The organism is Variovorax sp. PBS-H4, assembly GCF_901827205.1.
Classification (GTDB): Bacteria; Pseudomonadota; Gammaproteobacteria; order Burkholderiales; family Burkholderiaceae_C; genus Variovorax.
Window position 1 is genome coordinate 543,176 of the sequence record NZ_LR594675.1, and the last position, 13,350, is coordinate 556,525.

Here is a 13,350-nt window from a genome sequence, read left to right on the forward strand (position 1 = left end):
CGTCACCTAGATGGAATTCATCGATGGCGCGACGATGCGCCCGTTGATGCGGATGGACGCCCCCTCGATCTCGAGCGCACCCAGCGCCTTGATGCGCACCGTGCCGGTGGTCGACATCGAGATGAAGCTGCCGTTCGAGGTCTCGATGATCAAGGCGCCCGCAGCACCCGGCTGCTCCGGGTCGAGCATGCTGATGCGATGTCCGGTGGGCGACTGGATGCGCAGATGGCGCACGTGCGTATCGAGGTCGGTGCCGGTCCCCGGCGGCTGGTCGACGCCGTTGTAGAGGCCGCCGATGATGACGGGCCGCCGCATGTCGCCGTGGATGAAGGCCAGCAGCACCTCGCTGCCCTTCAGTGGCATGAAGAAGGCGCCGTGGTCGGGGCCGGCGAAGAATTGCGCGACGCGGCACCACTCGCTCACCATCTGCGGCTGCCCGGGCGTGGCGCTGCCGTCGAGCCAGGGATAGGTGACGCGCACCTTGCCGTCGTTGCGGACTTCCTCGACCAGGCCTTCGGCCACGCCGAAGAATCGCCGGTCGGTGCGCAGTGCCGTGCGTGCAGTGCTGCTCATTCGGGTCTCCGGTGCAGCATGCGCCGCGCTGCGAAGGTGGTCAGGTACCCGTTGTGGTCGATCTGGTGCTCCACGCTCGTGATGTAGTAGGAGCCATTGAAGCGGCCGAGCCCGCTGAGTTCCAGGTTGTGGCCGGGACGCAGCTCCGGCTTGCCGATGACCTGGCCGCTGGCCGTGACGAAGTCGTAGGCGCGGCGCAGCAGCAGGCTGCGCGCAAGCACGGTGGCCTCCTCCTGGCTGGTGACCGGCGCGTCGACCACCACGTCCTGCTTGCCCGCCTGCGTGCGCTGCGCGATCTGTGGCCCGTTTTCGCCCGAATCGGGTTGTTTCGGCAGGTCGTCGGGGCCGGCCTTGCCGATGATGGGCACCTTGGTGTCGGGATCCCAGCCGTGCACGGTCACGGTCGCGACCTGGTCCGACAGGTTGATGGTGGGCGTGAAGCTCAGCAGGTTCTCGCCCCAGCGGTAAGCGAAGGAGGTCTGGCGGGTCCCTTCGCGTCCGTCCGTGGGTTTCACGAAAAACAGCGTGGCTTCGCCGCTCTTCGAATCCGTGACGATGTGGCAGTCGAAGTCGATGCGCGCCGCGCGCTCCTTGAGGAAGGTCGCATCGTCGGTCATGCGCTGGATCACCTCGTGCTGGATCGGCTCCGACTCGTCCACCACCCAGCGCAGCTTGTTGCGCTCGGCGATGGCCACCGCGATCTCCGAGTCCCGCTTGTCGAGGTACTGGATGGACTCCGACTCGTCGGGCCGCTTGTCTTTGAGCTTGAACATGCCGTCCTGCCCGCTGACGGTCAGGGTGGGCGACCCGGCCTGTGGAAACTTCGGCGCCACGCTGGTGATCTGTCCGTTGATCATCGACAGCAGGTCGTCGGCGTAGCCCATCTTGATGTGCACCTGGCGGCCGATGTCGAAGCGATCGCCATCGCTGTACTTGAACACCTCGCGGGCCTTGCGGAAGCTCGCGATGTTGGCGACTGTCATGTCGAAGCTGGCCATCTGCTGGAGATCCATCTTCACGCTCAGGGTCAGGATGTCGCCGTTGGTTTGCGGCGAGAGTTGCTGGCCATCGATCTCCACGCGGAAGCGCGGCGCGTAGTAGTCCACGTGCGGCAGGCCGGCTTTCAGCGTGGCAGCCATCAGCGCAACCTCGGAATCTGCAGCGTCTGGCCCGGCGTGAGTCGCCGCGGATCCTGGATCCCGTTGCCGGCGGCGATGACGCGCCATTGAGTGGGATCGTTGTAGGCGAGGTTCGCAACGCCGGCCAGCGAGTCGCCGCGCCGCACGACGTGGCTCTTCTCCACATCCGGCGAATGCCGCGGCGTCTCCGCGACCTGCTCCTCCACCGTTCGGTATTCGATCATCGACAAGCCGATCTTGGCGCGCAGCGGCACGCCGGTCGGCGTGAACAGCACGAACGTGACGGCAAGACTTTCGACGACGCCCAGGAACACCTGGCCGTCCCAGACCAGGCGCAGGATGGGCGGGGCGTGGAGCTCGCCGTTGATCTTCATGAGGTTCTGCAGCGGGTCCGTGCGCTTGCGAACATCCTCGAGCGTGTCGGAGGTGTCGAGCAGCAGTTCGGCCGTCAGCTTCTTCGCCGAGCCGCGCACGTACTGCAGCGGCGGCGTTTCCAGCCCGGGGATGGCAATCTCCGCAAAGTTGTTGGACTTCTGCAGCTGGTACTCGGTGGGATTGAACAGGAGCGTGATCGGCGGCACGCCCGTCGGTCGAACCACCTGCAGCACCACCTTCTTCGGGCCCTGCTTCGCGCTCGAGAGAGGTGTCTCGATCATGCGTAGCTCCCGTCGTCGCCGAGGCGCTGGTCGTTGCGCAGCCGTTCCTTCAGCGCCTTCTGCTGCTGTTCGGCGCGCGACCACTGTTCGATGTAGCGCGCGAAGTAACGCGCGAAGACTGCCTCGTCGTCGTCGCCGGCGACGTCGAACTGGACCTCGAGATGTTCGATGGTGATCATCAGCTGAATATCCCCACGACGGTGTCGATGGCCTTCCCGATGTCGAAGGTGCCGCCGGCCAGCGTGAGCCCCTGGTGCACGATCTCCAGGCTCTCGGTGACCACGCCCGACTCCATGGCGTTCATGTCCGGCCCCAGCCACTTGGCCGCCAGGCCGCCTCGAAACTCCCAGGCCATGACGCGCGTGCCCGCGTGGTCCAGCAGCACGATGGAGCCGTCGCGGCGCGCGCCCAGCGACTGCGTGAGGCCGACCCGATACCACTGCCAGAGGATCGGATCGCGCACGAAGCCCTGCTTGAGCGTGATGCGGCTCCAGCTGTGGCGCACCGGGAGTTGATGCACGAATTCGTTGATCCCGCCTTCCGGATAGGCCAAGACCTCGAGGTCGGCGCCCAGGCCGGTGGCGCTCTGGAACGCACCGGCCGCGACCTTCGGCAACAGGCGGGCCTGCCGCGCCGGCAGGTAGGCATCCGCGGCGTCGAGCGTGACGAAGAAGCGGAAGGTGGGCAGCAGGTCGGTCATGGCTCGACCATCTCCAGCCTGCCGTCGCTGCTGAGCGAGATGAGCAGGGTGATGAACTCCATCGGTGTCGCGGGCGCGATCTGGATCTCGCAGATCACGAAGCCACCGTCGACGGAGGCCGGCGGATTGTTGGACTCGTCGCAGACCACGCTGAAGCCCTGGCTCGGACGCTCGCCCTTGAGCGCACCGGCGCGGTAGGCCTGCATGAGCACGGTCGTGACCGCGCGCACCAGCGCGAGCCACACCTCCGGTCCGTTGTTCTCGAACACCAGCGGCTCGGCCGCCCGGCGTATGGCGCGCACCAGGCGGTGGACCAGGCGGCGGTGCGCCAGGTACAGGTTCTCCGGCTCGCGTTCGGGATCGGACAGCGTCCGGCCGCCCCACACCAGCAGGCCGCGGCCGGCCTGGCAGCGCAGCACATTCGCGCCGGTCTCGGTGAGCAGCGCCTGCTCGAGGTTGCTGAAATGATCGGCGACGTCGACGGCGCCGTGCAGCGGCGCGTTGGCCGGCGTGTGGTGTGCCCCGCGCTCGCGGTCGAGCCGGCTGACCACGCCCGCCACATGGCCGACGGCGGAGATGCGCCGCAGCGGCGCGATGACACCGCCGAACGGATCGTCGACATCGACGCGCGGGTGGTAGACCGAGAGCGTGCGCACGCCGCGCTCACCGAGGATGTCGCGCTGCGCGGCAACCCAGCCCGCCACTTCTTCGGTGCGATGCACCTGCGGCGGAGGGCAGGCGATCACCTGGCGATCCATGCGGCTCTCGGCGCCGATGACCGCCGCGGCCAGCACGGCATCCCGGTCCCCGGGCGATGCGGCCATCGACTCGATGTCGGGAAACGCCAGCATCGCAGCCTCGGGTTCGGACAGCATCAGCTCCACCGCTGCCTGGTATTCGGGGCGCCCCGGCGGCTGCTCGCTGCCGCCGCCCAGGCGCAAGGTGGGCCAGGTCTTGCTCAGCGGGCCCACATGTGCGGCGGGCGCGGCGACCCACCCCGGCTCGGGACGCAGGCGGATCAGTGCGGAACGCTGCGCCACGTCGTCGGCCAGGGTGGCCGGCGACAGGCCGCTCAACACCTCCGTGGCGCCGCGGCGCGGACGGATGACCATGTCGACTTCCGGCGTGGCACGCACGCCGAAGCGCCGATAGGACACGACCACTTCGAGGCCGTTGGCCCACGCCCCCGGGCTGCTGGCTTCGATGCGATAGCGCGCCGACGCGAAGCCGCCGCCGGCAGGTGCGCTGGGCAGCCAGGCATGCGTGGTGGCATCGAGCTCCCCCACGATCCAGCCGGCCCACGCGGGCGCCGCGGCGGAGACCGTGCGGACCACGTAGGCAATTTCGCCTTCGTTCTCGAAGTAGCCGCGCAACGCGAGCGGCGTGCTCTCGCGCTCCGTCGGCTCGCCGAAACGCGCGAGGTATTCGACCCAGCCCGCGACACGCACCAGTTCACCCTGCGGCCCGCGCTCGGTCGGACCTGCAAACGCAGCGATGTCGGTTCGCAGCGTATTGGTGTCTTCGGCCGGGCGCGCGAACTGCAGTCGGACGCCGGGGGGTTGCGTGAGCGGAGACTGCATGGCGATCCATCAGGTCTGGCCGTCGATGGACAGGCCTTCGTGGCAGATCTCCACAGTCTCGAACGCAGTCTCGTTGTTGGCCGCGTTGTAGCCGGGGCCCGTGTACTTGCACGGCCAGGCGCGCGTGAAGTTCCAGCGCAGCACCGGGCGGTGATTTTCGTCGTGCATGATGATGCTGCCTTGCGCGCGCCGCACCTGGCCTTTCATCGCGTCGCGGATCCAGTTCCACATCGCGAGGTCGCCGGTCATGCCGCGTTTCAGCGTGATGTTCATGAACTTCTTGAGGCCGGGGATCTTGCGAACGGTGATGTCTTCGTTCCCGTTGCGGTACTCGACGGGGGTCACTTCGGCCTCGAGGCCCGACACCTCGCTGCATCCCGCCTTGACGGCGTTGCCGTCGTCCGAGACGCCGTTGATGATGACCACGAAGTTGTAGCCCCCGTAGGGGTCTTCACGAAAGGTAGGCGGCATGAGCGCTCTCCTCTTGGATCAGGTTCGGGTTCAGGCGGCGACGAGTTCCGTCGTCTTCTGCTGGAAGCGGAAGATCACGAACTCGGCGGGTTTGACCGGCGCGATGCCGACCTCGACGATGAGACGCCCGGCATCGATGTCGGCCGGCGTCATCGTGTCGGGGCCGCAGCGCACGAAGAAGGCCTGCTCTTCGGTGGCGCCGAACAAGGCACCGCTGCGCCAGACGAGCGTGAGGAAGTCCCCGACGACCTGGCGCACGCGAGCCCAGGTGTTCTCGTCGTTGGGCTCGAACACCACCCACTGCGTGCCCTCGTCCACCGATTCCTTGACGTAGTTGAACAGGCGCCGCACGTTCACATAGCGCCACAGCGGATCACCCGACAGCGTGCGTGCGCCCCACACGCGGATGCCACGGCGGTCGGCACGGAAGTCGCGGATCACGTTGATTCCGCGCGGGTTCAGGATGTCGTGGTCGCCGCGCGCGAGCGTGAACTCCAGCGGCTTGCGCGTCGCGTTGATGTCGCGCGTGATGATGTCGCGAACCACTTCGTTGGCCGGCGCCTTGTGCACTCCGCGCTCGCGGTCCGAGCGTGCGTAGATGCCGGCCACGTGGCCGGCCGGCGGCACCAGCACGGTGTCGCGCGTGAACGGGTCGAACACGCGAACCCACGGGTAGTAGATCGCAGCGTACGAGGTGTCGCGCGGCGGGAAGATGTTCTGCACCTGGCCCTGTCCGGCCGGCACGTTGAGGATGGCGAATCGATCGGCCAGCCGTTCGCACTGGGTCACCAGGGTGTTCATCAGCTGCGACTGGTTCGCCGGATTCAGCGAGGGATGCACTTCGTCCGGCACGAACAGCAGCGCAACCTCGTCGATGTTCTCGAGTGCCGCCAGCCCGGTGCGCAGATCCGGTGCCACCGCGGGGTTGCCTTCGTATTCGACCGCGGTCATCGGAGCGACGCCGTCGCTCCCGCCGGCAAGCGGCGCGAATGCGGCGACGGCGGGCGCGGCGGGGGGGAGCGCGGGCGCGGTGAAGCCCGCGTGCACCAGCGTCGAGTTGCTGTTCACACGCATGAGGACGTAGTTGCCGTCCAGCGGGTCTGCGGACAGGTCGTCATAGTCCTCGATGACGTCCGGATCGATGCGCGCCGGATTGCCGATGTTGGCGGGGTCCAGCGGGTCGACGAACGGGTTCGGCGCCGTGCGGAAGTACAGCAGCGTGATGCGAAACCCGACTGCGTTGCCGGCATTGTCGGTGCGCGAGCTGGGGTTGACGCGCGCGAACAGCCGATTGCCCCAGTCACCCGGCCCCAGCGCCTCGACGCGCAGGACCTGGGCGGCAGCCGTTGCCAGGTCCAGCCGTGCGATGGCGGCGTCGTTGCGCGCCACGCGTGCGACGAACAGGCGGACACCGCCGTTCTCGAAGAACCCGCGCGCGGCGAAGGGCGCGAACGAGGTCGCGACGGGAACGACATCGCCATACCAGCGCCTGAACTGCCCCCAGTTGGTGATGAGGCGAGGCGTGGTGGGACCGCGCTCCGTCAAACCGACGATGCCCGCCGTGCTGGTGCCCACGCCTTCGATCGGGCGCGGTCCGCTCGGGACCTCCTCGACGTACACCCCGGGACTCAGGTATTCAGGCATGGTGTATTCCTCTCGCTTCAGGTCAAGGTGAAGATCTGGCCCTGCTGCAGGTCTTGCGGCAGGGCCAGCGTGAGTTGGCCGGTGCGGCCCGTGCGATGGTCGACCGCGTCGAGCAGGACATTGCCGCTGAACGGAGTCCAGCGCAGCGGCAGCGCGAAGACGCCACGGTCGTCGCTCAACACCCGCTCGGCCAGTCCGGCGGCCACTTCGGCATTGGCGATCGGGGCGCCCATCGCGTCGAGCGTCTGTCCACGAACGCTCCGCATGAAGGCGGGGTATGGATACATCGGCGACGGCAGCAGCAGGACCGTGAATGGCAAGGTCGGCAGGACAGCGGGAGCCTGGAGGTCGTCGTAAGGGTGGACATCGAACTCCAAGCCGTCGGCATTGGACAAGTAGTCGGGCCGATAGAAGGTCGACGTGAGTTGCAGGCGATGACGCACGATGGGCGCCGCGGCGACGTTGGCGCTGCGGCCCAGCCCCGGGAACAGGAGATTGCCTGATGGCGTCGGGACCGGGCTGAGCGAAGTCGGTTGCCATTCGCCTGCGCTGTCGCGGTAGCTCAGCAGCGGCGTGACCGGGTGCTGCGCCAAGTCTCCGGTGAACTCGTCGATCAGCCGCACCGCGATCTGGCTGTACAGGACCATGCGCTCCGTGGCGACCGCGACGAAGCTCATGCGCCACTCCCGATCGAAGTGCCGAGCGTTCGCGACACGACCGGTGGACGTGGCGTGACGTCATCCGAGTCGATGCGCACGACGCGCGCGTCGTAGACCACGGAAAGCCGATAGTTGCGCTGCACCGCATGCCAGACGCGTGTGTGCTCTTCGAGTGTCAGCGGAGCCAGCTTGAGCTTGATGGCTTCGTTCGTGCCGGCGAGTCCGCCCAGCAGTTGCGGGCCGGAGAGGATGGCGTCGTCGTGCAGGGTCTGCAGGGCGCGCCCCAGAATCTGGTGTTCGGTTGCGCGATCGCCGCCCCAAGGCGTCATCAGGTATCGCAGGACCAGCGGTACCTGCGGCTTGCGCAAATTCAAGTTGGGCGGCGCGACTTCGCGGAGCGGCGCGCGATTGCGAACGCTTGCGTCCTCGACAACTTCGAACAGGAAGATGGTCATGCGCGCAGGCGCCGTCGAGATGGCACCCTGCAGGTCGTGCACCTGCGCCACCGGCGGGCCCGGCTGAAGCGTGCTGAACGCACGGGTCAACACGGCTTCCAGCGTGAGCGAAACATCTGCAATGACGGATGAACTGGCCACGAGTCGCCTGTCGCAGCAACCGTGCCAACCGAAGGCTTCGTCCGCGTCACAGTGCAGATCGCGATGTGGCCTCTGGAATCGGCCCTCGAAGGTGGATGGCTTTGTCCCAGTTGTGGGCTGAATTCAGCGCAGTCTCGTACAGCGCACGGCACACGGCACACGACACACGACACACGACACACGGCACACGGCACACGACACTCGACGTCGTACGCCGCGCGCACCAGGGTTGGCAAGGGACATCGCCCAGCAATCCCTGGCGCGGGCTTCGTCGATCGAAGCCGCGGCCAGGCGATTCACGCAACGCCGAAGATGAGGTCTAGGGAGGCGCGATGCGGTATTCGCCGGAGTTGATCTCGTGCTTGCGCATGAGTTCGAACAAAGCCCGGCGATTCTTGCCGCACATGCGCGCGGCCGCGGAGACGTTGCCGCTGGTGGCTCGGAGCGCACGCTCGATGTACTGCCGCTCGAACTCGGAGACCAGGCGGGACTTTGCATCGCTCAGGGTGTCGCTCGATTCATCGGGCTTCTCGGCTTCGGGATGGACCTCGGGAGATACCGCCTTGTTGCCGCACAAGCGCGTGAGAAACGGCAAGTCGTCCGGTGCAATCGGACGTCCGAGCTGCAGGCAAGTCAGATAGGAAATGCAGTTCTCCAACTCCCTGATGTTTCCGGGCCACTCGTAACGCTGCATGCGCGAGATGGCCTCGGCACAGAACTCCAGTTCAGGCAACCTGTACGCCTCGGCGCTTCGTGCGGTGAATGCGGCGACCAGTTCCGGGATGTCTTCGGCCCGGTGGCTCAGCGAGGGGATTTCGACCGGAACCACGCGCAGCCGAAAGAACAGATCCATCCTGAAGCGTGCGTCGCTCACCGCCGCTTCGAGGTCGCAGTTGGTGGCGGCGATGACCCGCACATTGGCCTGGCGCAGCCGGCTCTCACCCAGTCGGCGGTACTTTTGATCCTGCAGGAAGCGCAGCAGCTTGGTCTGGCACGGAATGCTCAGCGAGTCGACTTCGTCGAGAAACAGCGTGCCTCCTTCAGCCTCGCTCACCAAGCCTTCACTCAGTGCCGTGGCGCCGGTGAAGGCACCGCCGACATGGCCAAAGAGCGTGTTGTCGATCAGGTCGCTCGACAGACTGCCGCAATTGACAGGTACGAACCGACAGTGGCTGCGCGCGCTCTGTCGATGCACTTGATTGGCGTAGAGTTCCTTGCCTACACCGCTCGGGCCGGTAAGCAGCACTTCCGCATCGGTGGGCGCGATGCGTGAAAGCTTCTCCAGGACTTCCTTGTGGACTCTGCTGGAACCCACCAATTTAGGTATGTCCATGTTGAACCCTCTTTGGCTGGACGGAGCAGGTTCGGAAAGTGGTGGATCGCTCACTCAGCGGGGGCCGACTTTGCGCCGCGGCCGACGGAGTGTCAAGCGGGCCCGAGCCCGGCATCCTTCAACCTGTGGACACCGTTGTTGCGAGTGCCGTGCCGATGTCCTAAACTGAATTGACGGCTTGCTCCTAGGTCTAACTTGCCGCATCGTTAATGAGAGTCAGACCGTGCCGACGCGCAATGGCCGGCGCCGCACCTCGCAAAGGAGACACCATGACCACGTTGGCCGACGAGACGAATGTGGGGGCTGCGTTGCCGTCCGGTGCGTCAGGCGCGAATGCGGCCGCTGCGGCTCATTCGACACCGGCGGACGATCTCGAGGACAAGAAGAAAAAGCTGAAGGCAGATCAGGACCAGATCGCCGAGCTCAACAAGAATGCGACCTCGCTGCAGCAGGAGATCCAGCGCCTCGAAGCGAAGATCGCCGAGGTGGCCCAGGCGAGTCAGGTCTTCAAGGCCGCGTCTGACTCCATGAAGAAGCGGCTCGACAAGATCAGGACAACGGTGGCCCAGAAAATCAGCGTTGCGCAGGCCGTGATCAAGGAAGACCAGCAGCGCATCGACAACATCGTGTCCAAGTTCGATGCCGCCCTGGCGGCTCAAGAGAAAGAGGGACAGGATGCAGCTGATGAAGCCGCCGCGGCAGCCAAGGTCTTGCGCGAGGCTCAGGCGGCGGCGTCTGCAACGCAGCGGTCCTACGAGGCTCTCAAGGGGCGAACACAGGACGTGAATGCGACGCTTGCATCCGTCGAAGAACTATTGGCGCAATCCGTCAAGGCCGAAGGACAGAACGACTATGTGGCGCTCTACTTCTTTGCCTCGGAAGCAAGACAGGCCGTTGATGATGTCACGCTCCAGACGCCTGCCGAATACGCCGCCGACCTGGAGAAGGGGCAGGATGCAGCGGCCGCAGCCAAGGCCAAGGTGGACACGTTGGCAGCCAAGAGCGATGCTGCTGCCAAACGGGCTGCTGACTTGGCCAGCAAGTTGACTGGAGCAAGGGCGTCGAGGCGGGCGGATCTACTCGCGGAGTTGCGAAAGGGCGCCGTGGCGATGCCGGGGGCAGTTCCGAACTCAGGACAAGTTCACGCGTGAGATCCCGGTCCAGAGCCGCTCAGCGCTCGTCTCCTCGCAGCTGCAGCGCAAGCTGGTAGAGCGCGTTCCGTGGGGCCCCGCTGATCTCGGCCGCCAGGCGCACCGCGCTCTTGAGCGGCAGTTCGGCGAGCAGGAGCTGCAGGACGCGCCGCGCTTCGGCGTCATCATCCGCGGCCGCCGGCGCAGGGTGCAGCGCCAGCGCGAACTCGCCGCGCGTGCGGTCGCGGCTGGCCGCAAGCCACGCGGGCAGCTCGGCAGCGGGCACCGTGGCGATCTCCTCGAACTGCTTGGTGAGCTCGCGCCCGACCGTCACGCGCCGCTCGCCGAGCACGGCCAGCGAACGCGCCAGGGCCTCGATGCGATGCGGCGCCTCCAGCAGCACCACGCTGCGCGGCTCGGCGGCGAGCGCCTGCACGGCGGCATCGCGCTCGCCGGGCTTGGCAGGCAGGAAGCCGGCGAAGACGAAAGCGCTCTCACCCTCGCCGCCGGCGACCAGCCCTGCGGCCGACACCAGCGTGGTCACGCTGCTCGCGCCCGGCAGCGGCAGCACGCGCAGGCCAGCTGCCCGCACGGCGGTGGCCAGCCGCGCGCCGGGGTCGCTGACGCCGGGCGTGCCTGCATCGCTGACGTAGGCCACGCGCTCGCCCGCTGCGAGGCGCGAAATGACGGCCTGTGCCGCCTCGGCCTCGTTGTGCTGGTGCAGCGCCAGCAGGCCGGACGCGGGCCGCTCGATGCCGTAGGCGCGCAGCAGGCCCTGGGTATGGCGCGTGTCCTCGCAGGCCACCAAGTCGACCAGTTGCAGCACGTGGAGGGCGCGCAGCGTGATGTCCGCCAGGTTGCCGATCGGCGTGGCGACCACGTATAGCGCGCCTTCGGGATAATGCTGCGCGCCCGCGGCATCGCGCGCGGCCTGCAGGGCTGCGCCGAAGGAGGCAGGGGCGAGGGAGCTCAAGACGTGTTTCTCCAGAACAAGAAGGTGGCCGCGGCCACCACCAAGCAGCGCGGCGATGCGGCCGAGGCGGCGGCGCTCGCGCATCTGCAGTCGGCCGGCCTGGTGCTGGTCGCGCGCAATTATCGAACCCCGGGCCGCGGCGGCGGCGAGGTCGACCTGATCATGCGCGAGCCGCGCGACGGCACGCTGGTCTTCGTCGAGGTGCGCCACCGGGCCGGCGCGAGCCATGGCGGCGCCGCCTCCAGCATCACGGGCGTGAAGCGGCGGCGCATCGTGTTCGCGGCGCGGCACTACCTGAGCCGCCTGCGCGCGCTGCCGCCCTGCCGCTTCGATGTGGTGCTGGTCGAGGCGAACATCGAATGGATCCGCGCCGCCTTCGATGCCGATTGATGTTCCTCGGGAACAGGGAACCCGGCCCGCCCGCCGCACTCAACCGGCAACAGCCTACCTTTTGTTGCGCGACCCCCAGTTATCATCCCGCCCCATGCTCGAGCAACGGATCCAGCAGCACTTCATCGACAGCGCGGACCTCAAATACCAGGCCGGCCCGCTTCTCGGCAAACCGATCTCCCAGGCCATGCAGGCGCTGCTCGCCTGCGTGACCAGCGGCGGCAAGATCCTGGCATGCGGCGCCGGGGTCTCCGGCCTGCTGGCGGCGCAGTTCGCCGCGCAGTTCGTCGGGCGCTTCGAACGCGATCGCCCGGGGCTCGGCGCCATCGCGCTGCCGTTCGATGCCATCGATCCCACCGGCGACACGGCCGAGGTCGGCGACCCCGACCGCTTCGCGCGCCAGGTGCGCGCGCTGGGACAGGGCGGCGACGTGCTGCTGACCCTCAGCGCGAGCGGCCAGTCGGCCGCCGTGCTGGCCGCAGTCGATGCGGCGCACGCGCGCGACATGACTGTGGTGGCGCTGCTGGGCAACGCTGCCGGCGGCGGCGCCAGCAGCAGCAATCCAGGGGGTGCCGTGGGGCGCGCCCTGCGCGAAACCGATGTCCAGATCTGCGTGCCGCACGAGCGCGCGGCGCGCATCCACGAAGTCCACCTGCTCGTGCTGCACTGCCTGTGCGACGGCGTGGATGCCCAGTTACTCGGAGAACAGGAAGGTTCCATATGACGACGACATCCCTCCAGCGCCTCGCGTTGGCCTTGACCGCGGGCGCTGCACTGGCTGCCGGTCTTTCTGCCTGCGTGCCGCTGGTGGTCGGCGGCGCGGCGGTGGTGGGCGCGGGCATGGTGGCGACCGACCGCCGCAGCTCGGGCGCGCAGATCGACGACCAGGGCATCGAGCTGCGCGCAAGCGCGCGCGTGCGCGAGATCGCGAACGACCAGATGTACGTCAGCGTCACCAGCTTCAACCGCCAGGTGCTGCTGACGGGCGCCGTCGGCAGCGAGGCCGACCGCCGCCGCGTCGAGGACGTGGTGCGCCGCGTCGACAACGTGCGCTCGGTGGTCAACGAGCTCACGATCGGCGCGCCGAGCACCTTCCAGGAGCGCTCCAGCGACACCTTGATCGCCGGCAAGATCAAGGCTTCGCTGCTCGACGCCAAGGACGTCTTCGCGAACTCCTTCAAGGTCGTCGTGGAGCGCGGCACGGTCTACCTGATGGGCCTGGCCACGCGGCGCGAGACCGACCGCGCCACTGAAATCGCCCGCGGCGTCTCCGGCGTGCAAAGGGTGGTCCGAGTGGTCGAGATCGTCAGCGAGGCGGACCTGGCCGGCCAGCCGCAGCAGGGCGGCACCGCTGCCGCCCCGGGCGGCTCGCGCTCGAACGTGCCGCTGCCACCGATGGAGCCGCTGCCCCCCGCCGGCTCTTCGCAGCCCTCCGGCGGTGCGATCGCCACCCCCGTCCGCTAGGAGATTCCAGAAACACTGCGGAACCGGCGTTGCCGGGCCGCT

General features: G+C 67.6%; 16 protein-coding genes. 4 read left to right on the plus strand and 12 right to left on the minus strand.

The genetic code is table 11. From position 1 onward, the window contains the following. Positions 1 to 6: 6 nt before the first annotated feature. The 11 genes from E5CHR_RS02550 to E5CHR_RS02600 form a co-directional block, all read right to left on the minus strand. Positions 7 to 573: a phage baseplate assembly protein V gene (locus tag E5CHR_RS02550; RefSeq protein ID WP_162578232.1), complete on the minus strand. Its 567-nt coding sequence runs from the start codon at positions 571 to 573 to the stop codon at positions 7 to 9. Continuing rightward, complete coding sequence (locus tag E5CHR_RS02555) at positions 570 to 1,712, minus strand: phage late control D family protein (protein ID WP_162578233.1); 1,143 nt, start codon at positions 1,710 to 1,712, stop codon at positions 570 to 572. The genes E5CHR_RS02550 and E5CHR_RS02555 overlap by 4 nt, the downstream gene beginning before the upstream one ends. Beyond that, positions 1,712 to 2,368, minus strand: coding sequence for a CIS tube protein (locus E5CHR_RS02560; protein WP_162578234.1), 657 nt, complete (start codon positions 2,366 to 2,368; stop codon positions 1,712 to 1,714). Before E5CHR_RS02560 ends, E5CHR_RS02555 begins: the two co-directional genes overlap by 1 nt. Next, entirely contained in the window at positions 2,365 to 2,547 is a 183-nt protein-coding gene (locus tag E5CHR_RS02565) for a putative phage tail protein (RefSeq protein WP_162578235.1), read from the minus strand. Before E5CHR_RS02565 ends, E5CHR_RS02560 begins: the two co-directional genes overlap by 4 nt. Then, positions 2,547 to 3,068: a phage tail protein gene (locus E5CHR_RS02570; protein WP_162578236.1), complete on the minus strand. Its 522-nt coding sequence runs from the start codon at positions 3,066 to 3,068 to the stop codon at positions 2,547 to 2,549. Before E5CHR_RS02570 ends, E5CHR_RS02565 begins: the two co-directional genes overlap by 1 nt. Further along, on the minus strand, positions 3,065 to 4,648 hold the full coding sequence (locus tag E5CHR_RS02575) for a phage tail sheath subtilisin-like domain-containing protein (RefSeq protein WP_162578237.1): 1,584 nt from the start codon (positions 4,646 to 4,648) through the stop codon (positions 3,065 to 3,067). Before E5CHR_RS02575 ends, E5CHR_RS02570 begins: the two co-directional genes overlap by 4 nt. A gap of 9 nt (positions 4,649 to 4,657) precedes the next feature. Continuing rightward, positions 4,658 to 5,119, minus strand: a complete 462-nt coding sequence (locus tag E5CHR_RS02580) for a phage tail protein (protein WP_162578238.1) — start codon at positions 5,117 to 5,119, stop codon at positions 4,658 to 4,660. Between the two features lie 30 nt (positions 5,120 to 5,149). Beyond that, positions 5,150 to 6,763 carry a phage tail sheath family protein gene (locus E5CHR_RS02585; protein WP_162578239.1) on the minus strand — a complete coding sequence of 538 codons (1,614 nt, stop codon included), beginning with the start codon at positions 6,761 to 6,763 and terminating at the stop codon, positions 5,150 to 5,152. Positions 6,764 to 6,780: 17 nt separating this feature from the next. Next, positions 6,781 to 7,440, minus strand: a complete 660-nt coding sequence (locus tag E5CHR_RS02590) for a carboxypeptidase-like regulatory domain-containing protein (protein ID WP_162578240.1) — start codon at positions 7,438 to 7,440, stop codon at positions 6,781 to 6,783. Further along, on the minus strand, positions 7,437 to 8,018 hold the full coding sequence (locus tag E5CHR_RS02595; protein ID WP_162578241.1) for a DUF4255 domain-containing protein: 582 nt from the start codon (positions 8,016 to 8,018) through the stop codon (positions 7,437 to 7,439). Before E5CHR_RS02595 ends, E5CHR_RS02590 begins: the two co-directional genes overlap by 4 nt. Positions 8,019 to 8,337: 319 nt before the next feature. After that, positions 8,338 to 9,351 (minus strand): sigma 54-interacting transcriptional regulator, encoded by a 1,014-nt coding sequence (locus E5CHR_RS02600; protein ID WP_162578242.1) that lies wholly within the window; start codon positions 9,349 to 9,351, stop codon positions 8,338 to 8,340. A 269-nt stretch (positions 9,352 to 9,620) separates the two neighbouring features. Between E5CHR_RS02600 and E5CHR_RS02605 the strand changes: the two genes are divergently transcribed. Further along, the gene (locus tag E5CHR_RS02605; RefSeq protein WP_162578243.1) at positions 9,621 to 10,502 is read left to right on the plus strand and encodes a hypothetical protein; all 882 of its coding nucleotides are present in this window, start codon (positions 9,621 to 9,623) and stop codon (positions 10,500 to 10,502) included. A 19-nt stretch (positions 10,503 to 10,521) separates the two neighbouring features. On the opposite strand, the gene rsmI is transcribed toward E5CHR_RS02605, so the two are convergent. Further along, complete coding sequence (gene rsmI / locus E5CHR_RS02610; RefSeq protein WP_174255682.1) at positions 10,522 to 11,454, minus strand: 16S rRNA (cytidine(1402)-2'-O)-methyltransferase; 933 nt, start codon at positions 11,452 to 11,454, stop codon at positions 10,522 to 10,524. A gap of 24 nt (positions 11,455 to 11,478) precedes the next feature. On the opposite strand from rsmI, the gene E5CHR_RS02615 reads away from it, so the two are divergent. The 3 genes from E5CHR_RS02615 (at position 11,479) to E5CHR_RS02625 (ending at position 13,308) form a co-directional block, all read left to right on the plus strand. Then, positions 11,479 to 11,844, plus strand: coding sequence for a YraN family protein (locus E5CHR_RS02615; RefSeq protein WP_162578245.1), 366 nt, complete (start codon positions 11,479 to 11,481; stop codon positions 11,842 to 11,844). A gap of 94 nt (positions 11,845 to 11,938) precedes the next feature. Further along, the gene (locus E5CHR_RS02620) at positions 11,939 to 12,568 is read left to right on the plus strand and encodes an SIS domain-containing protein (protein WP_162578246.1); all 630 of its coding nucleotides are present in this window, start codon (positions 11,939 to 11,941) and stop codon (positions 12,566 to 12,568) included. After that, positions 12,565 to 13,308 (plus strand): BON domain-containing protein, encoded by a 744-nt coding sequence (locus E5CHR_RS02625; RefSeq protein ID WP_162578247.1) that lies wholly within the window; start codon positions 12,565 to 12,567, stop codon positions 13,306 to 13,308. The genes E5CHR_RS02620 and E5CHR_RS02625 overlap by 4 nt, the downstream gene beginning before the upstream one ends. Positions 13,309 to 13,350: the final 42 nt, after the last annotated feature.

What these genes read in the sequence shown, in the direction of transcription:
- E5CHR_RS02550 (WP_162578232.1), bottom strand. Translation starts at nt 573, where the DNA reads ATGAGCAGCACTGCACGCACGGCACTGCGCACCGACCGGCGATTCTTC.
- E5CHR_RS02555 (WP_162578233.1), bottom strand. Translation starts at nt 1,712, where the DNA reads ATGGCTGCCACGCTGAAAGCCGGCCTGCCGCACGTGGACTACTACGCG.
- E5CHR_RS02560 (WP_162578234.1), bottom strand. Translation starts at nt 2,368, where the DNA reads ATGATCGAGACACCTCTCTCGAGCGCGAAGCAGGGCCCGAAGAAGGTG.
- E5CHR_RS02565 (WP_162578235.1), bottom strand. Translation starts at nt 2,547, where the DNA reads ATGATCACCATCGAACATCTCGAGGTCCAGTTCGACGTCGCCGGCGAC.
- E5CHR_RS02570 (WP_162578236.1), bottom strand. Translation starts at nt 3,068, where the DNA reads ATGACCGACCTGCTGCCCACCTTCCGCTTCTTCGTCACGCTCGACGCC.
- E5CHR_RS02575 (WP_162578237.1), bottom strand. Translation starts at nt 4,648, where the DNA reads ATGCAGTCTCCGCTCACGCAACCCCCCGGCGTCCGACTGCAGTTCGCG.
- E5CHR_RS02580 (WP_162578238.1), bottom strand. Translation starts at nt 5,119, where the DNA reads ATGCCGCCTACCTTTCGTGAAGACCCCTACGGGGGCTACAACTTCGTG.
- E5CHR_RS02585 (WP_162578239.1), bottom strand. Translation starts at nt 6,763, where the DNA reads ATGCCTGAATACCTGAGTCCCGGGGTGTACGTCGAGGAGGTCCCGAGC.
- E5CHR_RS02590 (WP_162578240.1), bottom strand. Translation starts at nt 7,440, where the DNA reads ATGAGCTTCGTCGCGGTCGCCACGGAGCGCATGGTCCTGTACAGCCAG.
- E5CHR_RS02600 (WP_162578242.1), bottom strand. Translation starts at nt 9,351, where the DNA reads ATGGACATACCTAAATTGGTGGGTTCCAGCAGAGTCCACAAGGAAGTC.
- E5CHR_RS02605 (WP_162578243.1), top strand. Translation starts at nt 9,621, where the DNA reads ATGACCACGTTGGCCGACGAGACGAATGTGGGGGCTGCGTTGCCGTCC.
- E5CHR_RS02620 (WP_162578246.1), top strand. Translation starts at nt 11,939, where the DNA reads ATGCTCGAGCAACGGATCCAGCAGCACTTCATCGACAGCGCGGACCTC.
- E5CHR_RS02625 (WP_162578247.1), top strand. Translation starts at nt 12,565, where the DNA reads ATGACGACGACATCCCTCCAGCGCCTCGCGTTGGCCTTGACCGCGGGC.